This is a genomic window from Streptomyces sp. A0958, from assembly GCF_004795035.1.
In the GTDB taxonomy this organism is placed as follows: Bacteria; Actinomycetota; Actinomycetes; order Streptomycetales; family Streptomycetaceae; genus Streptomyces.
Window position 1 is genome coordinate 162,606 of sequence record NZ_SSBK01000011.1, and the last position, 14,102, is coordinate 176,707.

Below are 14,102 nucleotides of genomic sequence, written 5' to 3' on the forward strand. Positions count from 1 at the left end.
CGATGCTGACACTCGAATCGGCCACCGTCCGCTTCGGCGAGCGGGCCGCGCTCGACGGGGTGGACCTGGAGGTCGCCGACCACGAGACCGTCTGCGTGCTCGGGCCGAGCGGCAGCGGCAAGTCCACCATGCTGCGGCTGGTCGCCGGGCTCCAGGAACCGGACGGCGGGCGGGTACTGCTCGACGGCGCCGACCAGGACGGCGTCCCGGTCCACCGGCGCGGGCTCGGCCTGATGTTCCAGGACCACCAGCTCTTCCCGCACCGGGACGTCGGCGCCAACGTCGCCTTCGGCCTGCGGATGCGCGGCGTGGGCCGGGGCGAACAGGACCGCCGGGTCGCCGAACTCCTCGACCTCGTCGGCCTCCCCGGCGCCGAACGGCGTGCCGTCGCCGCGCTCTCCGGCGGCGAGCAGCAGCGCGTCGCCCTCGCCCGGGCCCTCGCCCCCCGGCCCAGGCTGCTGATGCTGGACGAACCCCTCGGCCAACTGGACCGCAGCCTGCGCGAACGCCTCGTCGTCGAACTGCGCGCCCTCTTCGGCCGGCTCGGTACGACCGTGCTCGCCGTCACCCACGACCAGGGCGAGGCGTTCGCCCTGGCCGACCGGGTCGTCGTGATGCGCGAGGGGCGCGTCGCCCAGGTGGGCACCCCGCTGGAGGTGTGGCAGCGCCCCGCCTCCGCGTTCGTGGCGCGCTTCCTGGGCTTCGACAACGTGGTGGAGGCGACCGTCGAGGGCGAGGCGGCGGACACGGACTGGGGCGAGGTGCCGGTGCCGGCCGGGTCGCCGCAGGGGGCGTGCGATCTGCTGGTGCGGCCGGCCGGGGTGCGGATCGGCGGGCCCGAGAAGGGGCTGCGCTGTGTCGTGGGCGCGCGCACCTTCCGCGGCAGCCATGTCGCAGTCACCCTGCACCCCGAGCGGGGCCCGGTGCTGGACGCCGAGTGCTCGCTGCGCGGCACGCCGGAGGAGGGGGCGCGGGTCGGCGTCACCTTCGACGCCTCGGAGAGCGTCGTACTGCCCGCGCTCTTCTGACCGGCGCTCACACCTCCGACAGCCGGGCCAGCGTCGCGGGCGCCTCCTCCACCGTGTCGACCAGGGCGATCCGGGACTCCATCGGGCGCCCGGCGGCCAGGGCTTCGAGGAGCGGCCAGGCAGGCAGCTCCCGCGTCCAGTGGTCACGGCCGACCAGCACCATCGGGACGGGCTCGCCGCGTGAGCCGTAGTAGTTCGGGGTGGCGCTGTCGAAGATCTCCTGGACGGTGCCGGACGCGCCCGGGAGGAAGATCACGCCCGCGGACGAACGCGCCAGCAGCCCGTCCTCGCGCAGGGCGTTGGTGAAGTACTTGGCGATGTGTCCGGCGAACGGGTTCGGCGGCTCGTGGCCGTAGAACCAGGTCGGGATCGACACGGAACGGCCGCCGTCCGGCCAGCGCTCCCGCACCGCGAACGCCGCCAGCGCCCAGTCGGTGACCGACGGGGTGAACGAGGGGACCTCGCCGAGCAGTTCGCAGGCCTTGTCCAGCATCGCGTCCGGGTGGGGCGCGGCGTACGCGCCGAGGTTGGCCGCCTCCATCGCGCCCGGGCCGCCCCCGGTGGCCACCGTGAGACCGCTGCGGGCCAGGGTCCTGCCGAGGCGGGCCGCCGCCGCGTAGGCCGTGCTGCCCCGGGCCGTCGCGTGGCCGCCCATCACGCCGGCCACCCGCCGTCCCGCGAGCACTTCCTCCAGGGCGTCGGAGACCGCGTCGTCGTGGAGCGCCCGCAGCATCGAGGCGAACGCGTCCCCGTCCGACCGCGTCCGCTGGAACCAGCGGTAGGCGAGGGCGTCCGGCGTCGCCTCGTAACCGCCCCGCGCGAGCCCGTCGTAGAGCGCGTCGGGGGAGTAGAGCAGCCCCCGGTACGGGTCGAAGGGCAGGCCCGGAACCGGCGGGAAGACCAGGGCGCCGTCGGCCCGTATCTTCTCCTCCGGGCCGGGCTCCATCGGGCAGCCGAGGAAGACGGCCCCGGAGGCGTCGGTGGCCAGCAGGGCCGCACCCCGGTCCGTCAGGTCGACGGACTGCACGCGGCGCCCCGCCAGCGAACCGGCGGCGACCGCCGCGTCGAACGCGGCGAGCGACTCGATCTCCGCGCCGTGGGCGTTCTGGTTCTCGTCCGGGCTGCTTTCCACGGCCCTCATGCTACGAAACGCCGCGGACCGGCCGGGCAGCGCACCCGGGCCGGTCCGGTTCGTCCGTCAGGTCCCGCTCACGGGGCCAGCGGCAGCGCGGCCAGTTCCGCGATCGCCCAGGTGAGCGGGGCGAAGACCACCAGCAGCGCGGCCGCACGCAGGGCCGTCGCCGCGCGCAGCGCCGAGGCCGGGGCGCCGAGCCGCAGCAGCGCCCGGGCCGTCTCGGCGCGGGCCTGCTTCGCCTCCAGGGCCGAGGTCAGCAGCGTCGCCGTGGTGCAGCCGATGACGAGCACCGCCCCGAGCGCGGTGAGCGGGCCGAACGGCCGGGGCCCCGTCCCGTACAGGGCGAAGGCGGCGACGATCGCCGAGAGGACCGCGCAGACGACGCCGAGCGGCCGGCCGATCCGCTGCGCCTCGTCCATCAGGACCCGGCCCGCCAGCAGGCGTACGGCTCCGGGGCGCGCCGACTGGAGCAGCCGGCCGCACAGGTGGGTCAGGCCGGGGCCCGCCATGGCCAGGCCGATCGCGGTCAGCGTCCAGCCGACGAGCACCCAGGCCGGTGTGGCGTCGAGCTTGCCGGGAAGCGGGAAGGGGCTGCCGGCCGAGCCCCGGCTCGCGTACGCCTCGACGGCGAGACCGGCGGCCGTCAGGGCCACGCCCCAGGGCAGTCCGGCCGGCGGGGCCGCGGGGGCCGGGATCTCCTCGGCGGACACCAGGTCGCCGGTGTCCGCCGCGGCGCTCGCCGCCCGTACCGGACGGGCGCGCAGCGCCAGCGCGCTGGCCGTCGCGGCCACCGCCGGCACCAGGGCCAGCAGGAGGAGGACGGCGGCGACCGGCAGCGGCGCGTCCGCGCCGAGCAGCCCGGCGGCGGCGCCGTCGAACGGCAGCCCGGACAGGTCGCCGCGCAGGTGGAGGAAGAACAGCAGCGCCACCATGGAGCCGAGGGTGCACGAGACGGCGGTGGAGACCGCGGCGAGCACGCTGAGCCGTACCGGGCCGAGGCCGACGGCGGACAGTCCGGAGCGCGGCCGGGTGCTCGGGTCCGTACGGGCCACCGCGACGGCGAACTGCACCGTGGCGGCGAGCGGCACGAGGCACCACAGCAGCCGCAGCACCGAACCGGCCGAGTGGGCGGGGTGCCCGGCCGCGTAGCCGAGGGTGCACAGGAGGAGGAAGCCGACCCCGGCGGAGGCGGCCGCGACCAGCAGCCTGCGCACCAGGACCAGGGGATGGGAACCGCGGGCTAGACGGAGAGCGAGCACGCCGCGCGGCCCTCCGGATCGGTTTCGGCGGGCAGGGCGAGCGTGGCGACGCGGCGCCCGTCCAGCAGGGGCACCACGCGGTCGGCGAGGGCGGCGATCTCCGCGTCGTGGGTGGCGAGCACCACCGTGATGCCGTGCGAGCGGGCGGCGCTGGTCAGGGTCCGCAGCACATGGGTGCGGTCGGTGCGGTGCAGACTCGCGGTCGGCTCGTCGGCGAAGATCACCGAGGGGCCGGTGGCCAGGGCGCGGGCCACGGAGATCCGCTGCCGCTGGCTCTGCTGGAGGGTGTGCGGGCGCTTCTTGGCGCACATGCCGATGTCGAGGCGCTCCAGCCACTCCATGGCGGCCTTCTTCGCCTCCCGTTGCGAGGCGCCGCGCAGCAGGAGCGGGAGGGCTGTGTTCTCCCAGGCGTTCAGCTCCGGGACGAGCTGCGGTTCGGGGGCGATCCAGCCGAACTTGTCGCGGCGCAGCCGCTCGCGCAGCCTCGGCCCCATGGTGTGCACGGGGACGCTGTTGAACCAGACCTCGCCCTCCTGGGGGACGAGCTGGCCGGAGAGGCAGTGCAGCAGGGTCGTCTTGCCGCTGCCGCGCGGGCCGGTCACCGCGAGGATCTCGCCGTCGCGGATACCCAGGGAGACCCCGCCGAGCGCGGGCGAGCCGTTGTGGGAGTGCTGCAGGGAACGCGCCCAGATCACGTCGTTGTCCGGCGGGGCCACCATGGCGTACACCTCGGTTCAGATCAGATATCCCGTTCCCCCGTACGGGGGAACGAAGAGGGGGCCGATCGGTCACTCGGCACCGTAAGGATTCGGATCGCGGTGAGCGCACAGCACGCGGCCCGGGTGCGCTTCTTCCCACTCGATCGGGCGCAACAGGGCTGCGCCGGGCGTATGAGATGACCGGCTGTGGGCCGTCGTGGGACGGTCAAGGGGAGGTCAAGACGGGGTCAATCGATCAGTCGGTCGAACGCTCGCTCAGAGCTTCGCCCGCGGCCTTGCCCGACGCCGCGCGGGAGCGCCCGACTACGCTGGGCGTCTCACCCATTGGACTCATATCAGGAGGGGTGGCCGTGACCGCCGAGGTACGCCGTCTGCGCAACTACATCAACGGGGAGTTCCGGGACGCCGCCGACGGGCGGACGATCGACGTGGTCAACCCGGTGACCGAAGAGGTCTACGCGACCTCGCCGCTCTCCGGCCCCGCCGACGTCGACGCCGCGATGGACGCCGCCGCGGCCGCGTTCCCCGCCTGGCGCGACGCCACACCGGCCGAGCGCCAGCGCGCCCTGCTCAAGATCGCGGACGCCTTCGAGGAGCGGGCCGAGGACCTCATCGCGGCCGAGTCCGAGAACACCGGCAAGCCGATCGGGCTGACCCGCACCGAAGAGATCCCGCCGATGGTGGACCAGATCCGCTTCTTCGCGGGCGCCGCCCGGCTGCTGGAGGGGCGCTCGGCCGGCGAGTACATGGAGGGGCTGACCTCCATCGTGCGCCGCGAGCCGGTCGGCGTCTGCGCCCAGGTGGCGCCGTGGAACTACCCGATGATGATGGCCGTCTGGAAGTTCGCCCCGGCCCTCGCCGCGGGCAACACCGTCGTCATCAAGCCGTCCGACACCACGCCGGCCTCCACCGTGCTGATCGCCGAGATCATCGGGCAGATCCTGCCCAAGGGCGTCTTCAACGTCATCTGCGGCGACCGCGACACCGGCCGCGCCATGGTCGAGCACCGGACGCCGGCGATGGCCTCCATCACCGGCTCGGTCCGTGCCGGCATGCAGGTCGCCGAGTCGGCGGCCAAGGACGTCAAGCGGGTCCACCTGGAGCTCGGTGGCAAGGCGCCCGTCGTCGTCTTCGAGGACACCGACATCGCCAAGGCCGTCGAGGACATCTCGGTCGCCGGCTACTTCAACGCCGGGCAGGACTGCACGGCGGCCACCCGCGTCCTGGTCCACGAGTCGATCCACGACGACTTCGTCACCGCGCTCGCCAAGGCCGCCGCCGACACGAAGACCGGCCGCCCCGACGACGAGGACGTGCTCTACGGCCCGCTCAACAACGCCGACCAGCTGGCCCAGGTCAGCGGCTTCATCGAGCGCCTTCCCGCCCATGCCCGGGTCGAGGCGGGCGGCCACCGGGTCGGCGACAAGGGCTACTTCTACGCCCCGACCGTCGTCTCCGGGCTCAAGCAGGACGACGAGATCATCCAGCAGGAGGTCTTCGGCCCGGTCATCACCGTCCAGTCGTTCACGGACGAGGCCCAGGCACTGGAGTGGGCCAACGGCGTCGAGTACGCGCTGGCCTCCTCGGTGTGGACCAAGGACCACGCGCGCGCCATGCGGATGTCGAAGAACCTCGACTTCGGCTGCGTCTGGATCAACACCCACATCCCGCTGGTCGCGGAGATGCCGCACGGCGGTTTCAAGAAGTCCGGCTACGGCAAGGACCTCTCCGCCTACGGCTTCGAGGACTACACCCGCATCAAGCACGTCATGACGTCCCTCGACGCCTGAGCACACCCGCCCGCGGCCCCGCACGGACCACCCGGTCCGCGCGGGGCCGCGGCCGCCATCGGCATGGCCGCCCGGCTCAACCGGCCGACGGGGCGCCGAAGACCGTGCCCACGACCCCCATGACCAGGGCGTTCTCCCCCTCGGCCTTCGCGTCCGTGGAGTTGATGCTGTAGACGAGGGTGCGGGAGAGGTCGCGCGGGGCGCCGATCCCGGAGTTGTAGCCCCAACGGCCGCCGGTCTTGCCCGAGACCTGCCGGCCGCCCAGCTGCCACGTGGACAGGCCGGCGCTGTACGCGGGCGCGTCACCGGACTCGAAGTCGCGCACCGAGGCGTCGGGCAGCGTGAACATCTCCCCCAGCAGCGGGCCGCGCCCCACGCGGCCGCGGAACAGCGCGGTCAGGAAGTGCTCCAGGTCCGCGGTGGTGGAGATGATGTCCCGCGCCGCCCAGCCGTCGGTCGCGCTCCACACGCTGACGTCCCGCAGCCCCGTGCTGCCGTCCGCCGGCCTCATGCGCTGGTAGCCGTGGTCGTACGGGCCGTGGATGCGCGGGTGCGAACCGGGGGACGAGGTGTCGCGCAGACCGAGCGGGGCCAGGATGCGCCGGGAGACCTCCGTCTCGTAGCTGTGCCCGGTGACCTTCTCGATCAGCAGCCCGGCCACCGTGTGGTTGATGTTGAGGTAGCGCTGCCTGGTCCCCGCGGGTAACGGGGCCGCTCCCTCCGGCGAGGGGGCGACGAGCCCGGTCTCGTACGCGCAGATGACGGCCCGGACGCGGTCGCGCAGGCCCAGTTCGGACAGTACGTTGCCGACGTGCGTCTTCGCCGTGTGGTCGCTGACCACCATGGCCGCCGCGATCTCGGCGTTGGACAGTCCGCGCGCCAGATGCAGCAGGTCTCGCGCTCCCGGGCGGTCAGCACACCGAGCCGCTGCCCGCTGCCCGCCGCCGCGGACGCGGCCGGGCGCGAGGTGTGCTCGGCGATCAGCCGCCGGGCCACCGAGGGCGCCAGCAGCGAGTCGCCCGCCGCGACCACCCGTACCGCGTGCACGAGGTCGTCCCGGCGACCGGACCGTGCCCGCTCCCGGTGGCGGTCCCCGGCCCCTCGCCCCTGTCGTCGTCGGTCACGGAGACGGTCAGGCCGCTTTCCCCGTACGTCAGCAGGACGCCCACCTCGGTGGCGGCGGCGTGCTTGACGGTGTTGGTCAGGGCCTCCTGCACGATCCGGTAGACGGCGCCCCCGGTGTCCTGCGGACACCGCCGCCTGCACCAGCAGAGCCACGCCGGCGTCCGCCACCCGGGGGCCCGGCCCGCCGGTGTCCCGGAGCCGCCGCCAGATCCGCCGCGGGCTCCTCACGGTCTCGGCCCGGTGGCGGGGCGGCGGCCGGAGCCGTCCGGGCCACCGGCCGCGTGCCGGTCGATCACCTTGCGGAGCACGTCGATCCGGTTGGTGGTGACCGAGTCCACGCCCTGGCCGATCAGCCGGCGCATCGTTCGGCCGGTGTCCGCGGTCCACGCCGAAACCAGCAGCCCGTCCCGGTGGTTGCGGTCCGTCAGCTCCCGGCCCACCAGCCCGAAGCGGTAGTTCAGCCAGCGCGGCCGCACCGCGTCCAGCAGGACGGGGCGCGGCGGTGCGAGGGTCGTCCAGGTCATCGCGATCTCGGCGGACGGGTCGGCGGCCCGTACCCGCAGCATGGCATCGGGGCCCGCGCAGTAGTAGACGCGGTCATCGGCCCCGCACTCCCGCACCACCCCCACCGTCCGCTTCACCGACTCGTACGTGGAACCGGGCAGATCGACCATCACCCGGTGCTCCGCGAGGGCGAGCAGCGCCTCGCGGAGCGTCGGCACACCGCCCGCCGTCAGCTCGGTCAGCTCCCGGTGGGTGAGCCGGTCCAGCCGCAGGTCACGGCCCCACAGCCGCTCCAGGGTGGCGTCGTGCAGCAGGACCGGCACACCGTCGCGGGTGACCCGGACGTCGATCTCGACCGCGTCCGCCCCCCGTTCGACGGCGGAGCGGATCGAGGGGAGGGTGTTCTCGCGGGCGCGGTACGGATCGCCGCGATGGGCGACGGCGGTGACAGGCATGGGCATGGGGCCATTGTCACCGCCGGGTGATCACCGCCCGATGCTCTCCAGCCAGTTGTCCGTGTACGTGTCGATCTCGGCGGCCAGCGCGCGCTTGCCGGCCGGGTCGAGGAAGGAGGCGTCGACGGCGTTCTTCGCGACCGCGGCCAGGCCCCGTTCGTCGAGACCGAGGATGCGGGCGGCCACCGCGTACTCGTTGTTGAGGTCCGTGCCGAACATGGGCGGGTCGTCGCTGTTGATGGTGACCAGCACGCCTGCCTGGACCATCTCCCTGACCGGGTGCTGCTCGATGTCCTTCACCGCCCGGGTTGCGATGTTCGACGTGGGGCAGACCTCCAGGGCGATGCGGTGCTCGGCGAGGTGGTCCAGCAGCTCGGGGTCGGCCACCGAACTGGTGCCGTGGCCGATGCGCTCGGCGCGCAGCGACGTCAGCGCGTCCCAGACGGTCTGCGGGCCGGTGGTCTCCCCGGCGTGCGGCACCGAGTGCAGGCCCTCGGCGATCGCGCGGTCGAAGTAGGGCTTGAACTGCGGGCGGTCCACGCCGACCTCCGGGCCGCCGAGGCCGAACGAGACGAGCCCCTCGGGCCGCAGGTCCACGGCGAGCCGGGTGGTCTCCTCGGCCGCCTCCAGACCGGCCTCGCCGGGAATGTCGAAGCACCAGCGCAGCACGACCCCGAGCTCCCGCTCGGCGGCCTTGCGGGCGTCCTCTATGGCCTCCATGAAGCCCTGCTCGGGAATGCCGCGCCGGGTCGAGGAGAACGGGGTGACCGTCAGCTCCGCGTAACGGATGTTCTGCCGGGCCATGTCGCGGGCGATCTCGAACGTCAGCAGCCGGACGTCCTCCGGGGTGCGGACCAGGTCGACGACCGAGAGGTAGACGTCGATGAAGTGGGCGAAGTCGGTGAACGTGAAGTAGTCGGCCAGCGCCTCGGGGGCGGTGGGGACCTTGGAGTCGGGGTGGTGCGCGGCCAGCTCGGCGACGATGCGGGGGGAGGCCGAACCGACGTGGTGGACATGGAGCTCGGCCTTGGGCAGCCCCGCGATGAAGGGGTGCAGATCGGTCATCGAGGCCTCCGTGGGCGTGAGGTGGTGACGGGTGCCGCGGTCGCCGGGGGCGGCCGGGGCGGGGACGGGAGCCATCGTAGGACGGGCCCGCCCGTAGCATGACCGCATCACGATGGGGGAGGCCCATGCCAGACAACACAGAGCAGCCGGCGGACGGGGCCGCAGCGCGCGATCCGTGGGCTCCGCCGGAGACCAGGGTGCCCCTGGACAAGAAGCCCGGTGCGGGCGGCCCGCGGACCGGTGGCACGCCGGACGACGCCCGCCCGCCGACGGGCGGCGCACCCGAGGACACCCGCCCGCCGGCCGTGCACGACCAGCAGACGGTCACCTCGATGCCGGGCGTGGGGACCGGCCCCGTGCCGCCCGTCGGCTTCGCCGCACCGCAGACCGGGCAGCAGCCGGGCCCGCCCGGTCCCGGGACCGTACCGCCGCCACCGGTCGGCCCGAACGGCCCCGGGCAGGTCCCGCCGCAGTACGGCTACCCGGGCAGCCGGCCGCCGCAGTACGGCTACCCCGGCGGTCAGCCGCCGCAGTACGGCTACCCGACCGCGCCGCAGCAGCCGCAGTACGGCTACCCGGGCTATCCCGGCTACGGGCAGACCTGGGGAGGGCCGCAGCCCGAGAACGGGATGGGGGTCGCCTCGCTGGTGCTCGGCATCATCGCGACGGTCGGTTTCTGCTTGTTCGGCTTCGGCATCGTCCTCGGCGTCCTCGCGTTGATCTTCGGTCTCATAGGCCGCGGTCGCGTCCGCGACGGCGCGGCCGACAACGGTGGTGTGGCCCTGGCCGGCGTCATCCTCGGGTCGATCGGGATCGTCGTCAGCGCGGCGTTCCTGGGACTCACCATCTGGGCGGCGAACACCGACCACTACGACGAGGACAGCGGCTCGGACTACGGACCGGCCGCGATCTCCCTGGTCGTCGAGGCGCCACAGCACACCCCGCTGGGAAACATCTCCCTGAGGACCTGAGCCAAGCCCGAGCCACGACGTCCCGGGCCGACCTGTCCCGGGGCGGAACCGGCTCGCGGGGCGGAACCGGCCTGCGGGGCGGGGGTCACTGCCCGCCGCCCCGCGGGCCGCTTCATATGCCGTCCGCCCCGCTCCGCAGCCGCTCACGCGCCTCCATCAGCGCGAAGCCGAGCAGATTCAGGCCCCGCCATGTCGCGGGGTCCTGTGCGCGCGGATCGTCCGCCGCGAGACCGATGCCCCAGATCCGGTCCGTCGGGCTCGCCTCCACCAGCACGCGGTCGCCCGTGTTCAGCAGGAACGCGCCCAGTTCCGGGTCCTGGCCGAACTTGTGGACGCTGCCCGCCACCACCAGCCCGTACCGCTCGCGCTCCCACACCGCGTCGTCGAAGCCGCGGACCAGCCGGCCGACCTTCTTCGCCTCGGCGGGGCTCTTCGCCGCCACCGCCCGCCCGGCCGCCTCCGCGTCGCCGAACAGCCGGGCCTTGCCGGCCATCATCCAGTGCTCGGCCGACGCGTAGGCCACGCAGTCGGCCGTGAACGGCGAGGGCCACCACTGGCTCAGGCAGCTCGCACCGATCCGGCCGTCCGGGCGCGGGCGGTGCCCCCAGAACAGCAGATACCTCACCTTCTCGCCGCGGCCGGTCAGCTCGGCCAACGCCTCGACGCTCCGGACGCCCCCCATGTGTTCCATGCCACGGAGTCTGTCACCCGCCACTGACAACGGGCCCGGCCGGGCGACGAAGACGCAGGTCACCGCCCTGTTTCCGGCGCACGCCATCGCTGTGACACAGATCACTACCAATGGGTAGCCGAACTCGCGTCATGAATCGGCCCGAGCCCGCTCTCCAAGGTGAACGCGCCCGCAGACCTGCCGGCGCGAAACCGAAACGGAGGCGGGCCATGACGGGCTCGGAGGTCAGGGCAGCGGTCGAGTGGCTGGCGTCGGCGGCGCCCGATCCGGTCGCCTGCCGGTGGGAGTGGGAGCGCGATCCGCGGGGGATCGCGCTCCTTCCCGCCGGCCGACGCTGGGACGTACTGATCCTGCCGGGGGAGCTGGGCTATCCGACGCTCGACGTGCTCACCCGGCTCATCGACCGGCCGGGGCCGGTCCTCGCCGACTTCGGCGAGGCCCGGATGGGCTTCTTCGTGCCTGCGGGCACCGTCGCCCGCTGGATCGGGACGGGGGTCCGGGGCGCGGGGCAGGGCACCTGGATCGTCGTACCGCATCCGGGCCGTCCGGCCGGGAAGGTGCGCTGGCTGGTCCCGCCCGACGGCTCCGGAACGCTCACCGACGCCACTCTGCTGGAACTCGCGATGCACGAGGCCGCCGGGAGCGCTGCCGCAGGTTGCGAGGGCTGAACCAACCTACAGCTGTGGGGAGTTGCTGGTCGTTGCGGGCCTGTTCAGGGGGTGGCGACTCCCCATTTCCGTGGCGTTCCGCGCGGGGTCGTCGCTGCCAGAGGTCTTGACAACCTGATTGGTCTGGACCATGTTGTGCGCGCCGCACTCAATTCCCCCCTGTACGGAGGCCGTTGTGGAACGCACGGGACCCCCTGCCCGCATGACCGGACTTCTGGCCGCCTTCTCGGCGGCCCTGCTCGCCGCCGGAGGCCTGGCCGCAACGGCGCCCGCCGCCGCGGCGGCCGACGCCGATCTGGCGCGCAACGGCAACTTCGAGGCCGGGCTGACCGGCTGGAACTGCACCGGCGGCAGCGGAGTGGCCGTCAGCGCCCCCGTACACGGCGGGACCTCGGCGCTGAAGGCGACCCCGGCCGGAAGCGACAACGCCAAGTGCTCCCAGGCCGTGACGGTCAAGCCCGACTCCACGTACACGCTGAGCGCCTGGGTGCAGGGCAGTTACGTCTACCTGGGCGCGGACGGCACCGGCACGACCGACGCGTCCACCTGGACGCAGTCCGCCTCCGGCTGGCAGCAGCTCACGACCACGTTCAAGACCGGGCCGTCCACCACCTCGGTCAACGTGTACACACACGGCTGGTACGGCACCCCCGCCTACTACGTCGACGACCTCAGCCTGGTCGGTCCCGGCGGCGCCCCGGTCGCGATCCCCGCCGCCCCCAAGGGCCTGAAGGCGGGTACGGCCACCGCCTCCTCGGTCGCCCTGTCCTGGACGGGCTCCGCCGGCGCCACCGGCTACAACGTCTACCGGGGCGGCACGAAGGTCCAGAGCGTCACCGGCACCTCGGCGACCGTGACGGGCCTCAGCGCCTCGACCGCGTACAGCTTCCAGGTAAGCGCCACCAACGAGGCGGGCGAGTCCGCGAAGTCCGCCGCCGTCTCCGCCACCACCACCGAAGGCGGCGGCAACAACGGCGGCGGCAACACCAGCAACCAGCTGCCGGCCCACGCGCTCGTCGGCTACCTGCACTCCAGCTTCGCCAACGGCTCCGGCTACACCCGCATGGCGGACGTCCCCGACTCCTGGGACGTCATCGACCTGGCCTTCGGCGAGCCGACCTCCGTCACCTCCGGCGACATCCGCTTCTCGCTCTGCCCGGTCACCGAGTGCCCGAACGTCGAGTCGGCGGCCGAGTTCAAGGCGGCCATCAAGGCCAAGCAGGCCGCCGGCAAGAAAGTGCTGATCTCCATCGGCGGCCAGAACGGCCAGGTGCAGCTCGCCACCACCGCCGCGCGTGACATGTTCGTCTCCTCGGTCAGCAAGATCATCGACGAGTACGGTCTCGACGGCCTGGACATCGACTTCGAGGGCCACTCGCTCTCGCTGAACACCGGTGACACGGACTTCCGGAACCCCACCACGCCGGTCGTCGTCAACCTGATCTCGGCGGTGAAGAGCCTCAAGGCCAAGTACGGCGAGAAGTTCGTCCTGACCATGGCCCCCGAGACCTTCTTCGTGCAGCTCGGCTACCAGTACTACGGCTCGGGCCCGTGGGGCGGCCAGGACCCGCGCGCCGGCGCCTACCTGCCGGTGATCCACGCGCTGCGCGACGACCTCACCCTGCTGCACGTCCAGGACTACAACTCGGGCTCCATCATGGGCCTGGACAACCAGTACCACTCCATGGGCGGCGCCGACTTCCACATCGCGATGACCGACATGCTGCTGGCCGGGTTCCCCGTCGCCGGTGACCAGAGCAAGGTCTTCCCCGGTCTGCGCCCCGACCAGGTCGCGATCGGCCTGCCGGCCTCCACCCAGGCGGGCAACGGGCACACCTCGCCCGCTGAGGTCACCAAGGCGCTGAACTGCCTGACCAAGAAGACCGACTGCGGCTCCTACGCCACCCACGGCACCTGGTCGGGCCTGCGCGGACTGATGACGTGGTCCATCAACTGGGACCGCTTCAACAACTGGGAGTTCTCGAAGAACTTCGACGCCTACTTCGGCTGAGTACACCGGGCAGCAGAAGCAGCAGTCCGCACAGGAACCAGCTGCCCAGCACATCCAGCGGCCAGTGATAGCCGCGGAGCACCAGACCGATGCCCGTCGCCGCCGTCAGCAGGACGGCGGCGACGGGCATCATCCATGCGCGGCGGCGCACCAGCCGGCCCAGCAGCAGCGCGGAGGCCCCGTACGCCACCGCCGCGGTCGCGGCGTGGCCCGACGGGTAGTAGCCGGTGGCCTCCGTCAGCGGTCCGGGGCGGGCGATCCAGTCCTTGAGCGGGACGACCAGCAGCGGTACCGCCGCCATGGCGAGGACCGCGCCGAGCGGGGCCCGGCGCCCGCCGCGCAGCAGCGACCAGCCGACCGCGCAGCCCAGGACCGGGAGCGCGACCTGCATATTGCCGAGATCGGCGAGGAATTCCGTGAGCCACCGCGGGCCGTGACCGACGAGGGCCCGCCCGGCGCGCTCGTCGAACCGGCGCAGCGGCCCGTCAGCGGCGATCTGCCAGGTGGTCAGCGCGAACAGGGCCGACAGGCCCGACACCAGGGAGAGGAAAAGGGGCTCTCCTGCCGTATGTGTGGGTCATCTTGTTGTGGGTTGGCGGCCGGGGAGGGTGGGTTTGTCTCCGGCGAGGGTGAGCATGACGAGGGCGATGATCGCGTCGGCGGTGTGGAAGCCGAAGCCGC

Annotated in this window: 12 protein-coding genes and 3 pseudogenes; 5 read left to right on the forward strand and 10 right to left on the reverse strand. The window is 73.1% G+C overall.

Going from position 1 to position 14,102, the window contains the following annotated elements; all coding sequences use genetic code 11:
• Positions 1 to 2: 2 nt before the first annotated feature.
• Complete coding sequence (locus E6P78_RS14530) at positions 3 to 1,028, forward strand: ABC transporter ATP-binding protein (RefSeq protein WP_136203981.1); 1,026 nt, start codon at positions 3 to 5, stop codon at positions 1,026 to 1,028.
• Positions 1,029 to 1,035: 7 nt separating this feature from the next.
• Here E6P78_RS14530 and E6P78_RS14535 read toward each other — a convergent pair whose 3' ends face one another.
• The 3 genes from E6P78_RS14535 to E6P78_RS14545 form a co-directional block, all read right to left on the reverse strand.
• Entirely contained in the window at positions 1,036 to 2,169 is a 1,134-nt protein-coding gene (locus E6P78_RS14535; protein ID WP_136203982.1) for an LOG family protein, read from the reverse strand.
• Between the two features lie 68 nt (positions 2,170 to 2,237).
• The gene (locus E6P78_RS14540; RefSeq protein ID WP_168712622.1) at positions 2,238 to 3,422 is read right to left on the reverse strand and encodes a hypothetical protein; all 1,185 of its coding nucleotides are present in this window, start codon (positions 3,420 to 3,422) and stop codon (positions 2,238 to 2,240) included.
• Positions 3,404 to 4,141 (reverse strand): ATP-binding cassette domain-containing protein, encoded by a 738-nt coding sequence (locus tag E6P78_RS14545; RefSeq protein WP_136203984.1) that lies wholly within the window; start codon positions 4,139 to 4,141, stop codon positions 3,404 to 3,406. Before E6P78_RS14545 ends, E6P78_RS14540 begins: the two co-directional genes overlap by 19 nt.
• Positions 4,142 to 4,491: 350 nt before the next feature.
• Between E6P78_RS14545 and E6P78_RS14550 the strand changes: the two genes are divergently transcribed.
• On the forward strand, positions 4,492 to 5,931 hold the full coding sequence (locus tag E6P78_RS14550) for a gamma-aminobutyraldehyde dehydrogenase (RefSeq protein WP_136203985.1): 1,440 nt from the start codon (positions 4,492 to 4,494) through the stop codon (positions 5,929 to 5,931).
• 76 nt (positions 5,932 to 6,007) lie between these two features.
• Here the strand turns inward: E6P78_RS14550 and E6P78_RS33055 are convergent.
• The 5 genes and pseudogenes from E6P78_RS33055 to E6P78_RS14570 form a co-directional block, all read right to left on the reverse strand.
• Positions 6,008 to 6,634: pseudogene (locus tag E6P78_RS33055) on the reverse strand (serine hydrolase domain-containing protein); the annotation flags it as partial.
• Between the two features lie 27 nt (positions 6,635 to 6,661).
• Positions 6,662 to 6,993 (reverse strand): annotated as a pseudogene (locus tag E6P78_RS33060) (LuxR C-terminal-related transcriptional regulator); the annotation flags it as partial.
• A gap of 14 nt (positions 6,994 to 7,007) precedes the next feature.
• A pseudogene (locus E6P78_RS14560) lies at positions 7,008 to 7,181 on the reverse strand (ATP-binding protein); the annotation flags it as partial.
• Positions 7,182 to 7,280: 99 nt separating this feature from the next.
• Positions 7,281 to 8,021, reverse strand: a complete 741-nt coding sequence (locus tag E6P78_RS14565; RefSeq protein ID WP_136203986.1) for a glycerophosphodiester phosphodiesterase — start codon at positions 8,019 to 8,021, stop codon at positions 7,281 to 7,283.
• A gap of 24 nt (positions 8,022 to 8,045) precedes the next feature.
• Positions 8,046 to 9,080 (reverse strand): adenosine deaminase, encoded by a 1,035-nt coding sequence (locus E6P78_RS14570; RefSeq protein ID WP_136204003.1) that lies wholly within the window; start codon positions 9,078 to 9,080, stop codon positions 8,046 to 8,048.
• 125 nt (positions 9,081 to 9,205) lie between these two features.
• Here E6P78_RS14570 and E6P78_RS14575 point away from each other — a divergent pair, with 125 nt between their 5' ends.
• Positions 9,206 to 10,051 carry a DUF4190 domain-containing protein gene (locus E6P78_RS14575; protein WP_168712623.1) on the forward strand — a complete coding sequence of 282 codons (846 nt, stop codon included), beginning with the start codon at positions 9,206 to 9,208 and terminating at the stop codon, positions 10,049 to 10,051.
• 112 nt (positions 10,052 to 10,163) lie between these two features.
• Here the strand turns inward: E6P78_RS14575 and E6P78_RS14580 are convergent, their stop codons facing one another.
• Positions 10,164 to 10,733 (reverse strand): NADAR family protein, encoded by a 570-nt coding sequence (locus tag E6P78_RS14580; protein WP_136204005.1) that lies wholly within the window; start codon positions 10,731 to 10,733, stop codon positions 10,164 to 10,166.
• Positions 10,734 to 10,951: 218 nt separating this feature from the next.
• Between E6P78_RS14580 and E6P78_RS14585 the strand changes: the two genes are divergently transcribed.
• Together E6P78_RS14585 and E6P78_RS14590 are read left to right on the forward strand one after the other, a co-directional pair.
• Positions 10,952 to 11,410, forward strand: a complete 459-nt coding sequence (locus E6P78_RS14585; RefSeq protein WP_136203987.1) for a hypothetical protein — start codon at positions 10,952 to 10,954, stop codon at positions 11,408 to 11,410.
• 175 nt (positions 11,411 to 11,585) lie between these two features.
• Positions 11,586 to 13,421: a glycoside hydrolase family 18 protein gene (locus tag E6P78_RS14590; RefSeq protein WP_136203988.1), complete on the forward strand. Its 1,836-nt coding sequence runs from the start codon at positions 11,586 to 11,588 to the stop codon at positions 13,419 to 13,421.
• Here E6P78_RS14590 and E6P78_RS14595 read toward each other — a convergent pair.
• Entirely contained in the window at positions 13,375 to 13,959 is a 585-nt protein-coding gene (locus E6P78_RS14595; RefSeq protein ID WP_136203989.1) for a phosphatase PAP2 family protein, read from the reverse strand. The genes E6P78_RS14590 and E6P78_RS14595 overlap by 47 nt on opposite strands.
• Positions 13,960 to 14,102: the final 143 nt, after the last annotated feature.

Excerpts from the sequence above, each read along its gene's own strand:
- E6P78_RS14530 (WP_136203981.1), top strand. The coding sequence starts at position 3 with ATGCTGACACTCGAATCGGCCACCGTCCGCTTCGGCGAGCGGGCCGCG.
- E6P78_RS14535 (WP_136203982.1), bottom strand. The coding sequence starts at position 2,169 with ATGAGGGCCGTGGAAAGCAGCCCGGACGAGAACCAGAACGCCCACGGC.
- E6P78_RS14545 (WP_136203984.1), bottom strand. The coding sequence starts at position 4,141 with ATGGTGGCCCCGCCGGACAACGACGTGATCTGGGCGCGTTCCCTGCAG.
- E6P78_RS14565 (WP_136203986.1), bottom strand. The coding sequence starts at position 8,021 with ATGCCCATGCCTGTCACCGCCGTCGCCCATCGCGGCGATCCGTACCGC.
- E6P78_RS14570 (WP_136204003.1), bottom strand. The coding sequence starts at position 9,080 with ATGACCGATCTGCACCCCTTCATCGCGGGGCTGCCCAAGGCCGAGCTC.
- E6P78_RS14575 (WP_168712623.1), top strand. The coding sequence starts at position 9,206 with ATGCCAGACAACACAGAGCAGCCGGCGGACGGGGCCGCAGCGCGCGAT.
- E6P78_RS14580 (WP_136204005.1), bottom strand. The coding sequence starts at position 10,733 with ATGGGGGGCGTCCGGAGCGTCGAGGCGTTGGCCGAGCTGACCGGCCGC.
- E6P78_RS14585 (WP_136203987.1), top strand. The coding sequence starts at position 10,952 with ATGACGGGCTCGGAGGTCAGGGCAGCGGTCGAGTGGCTGGCGTCGGCG.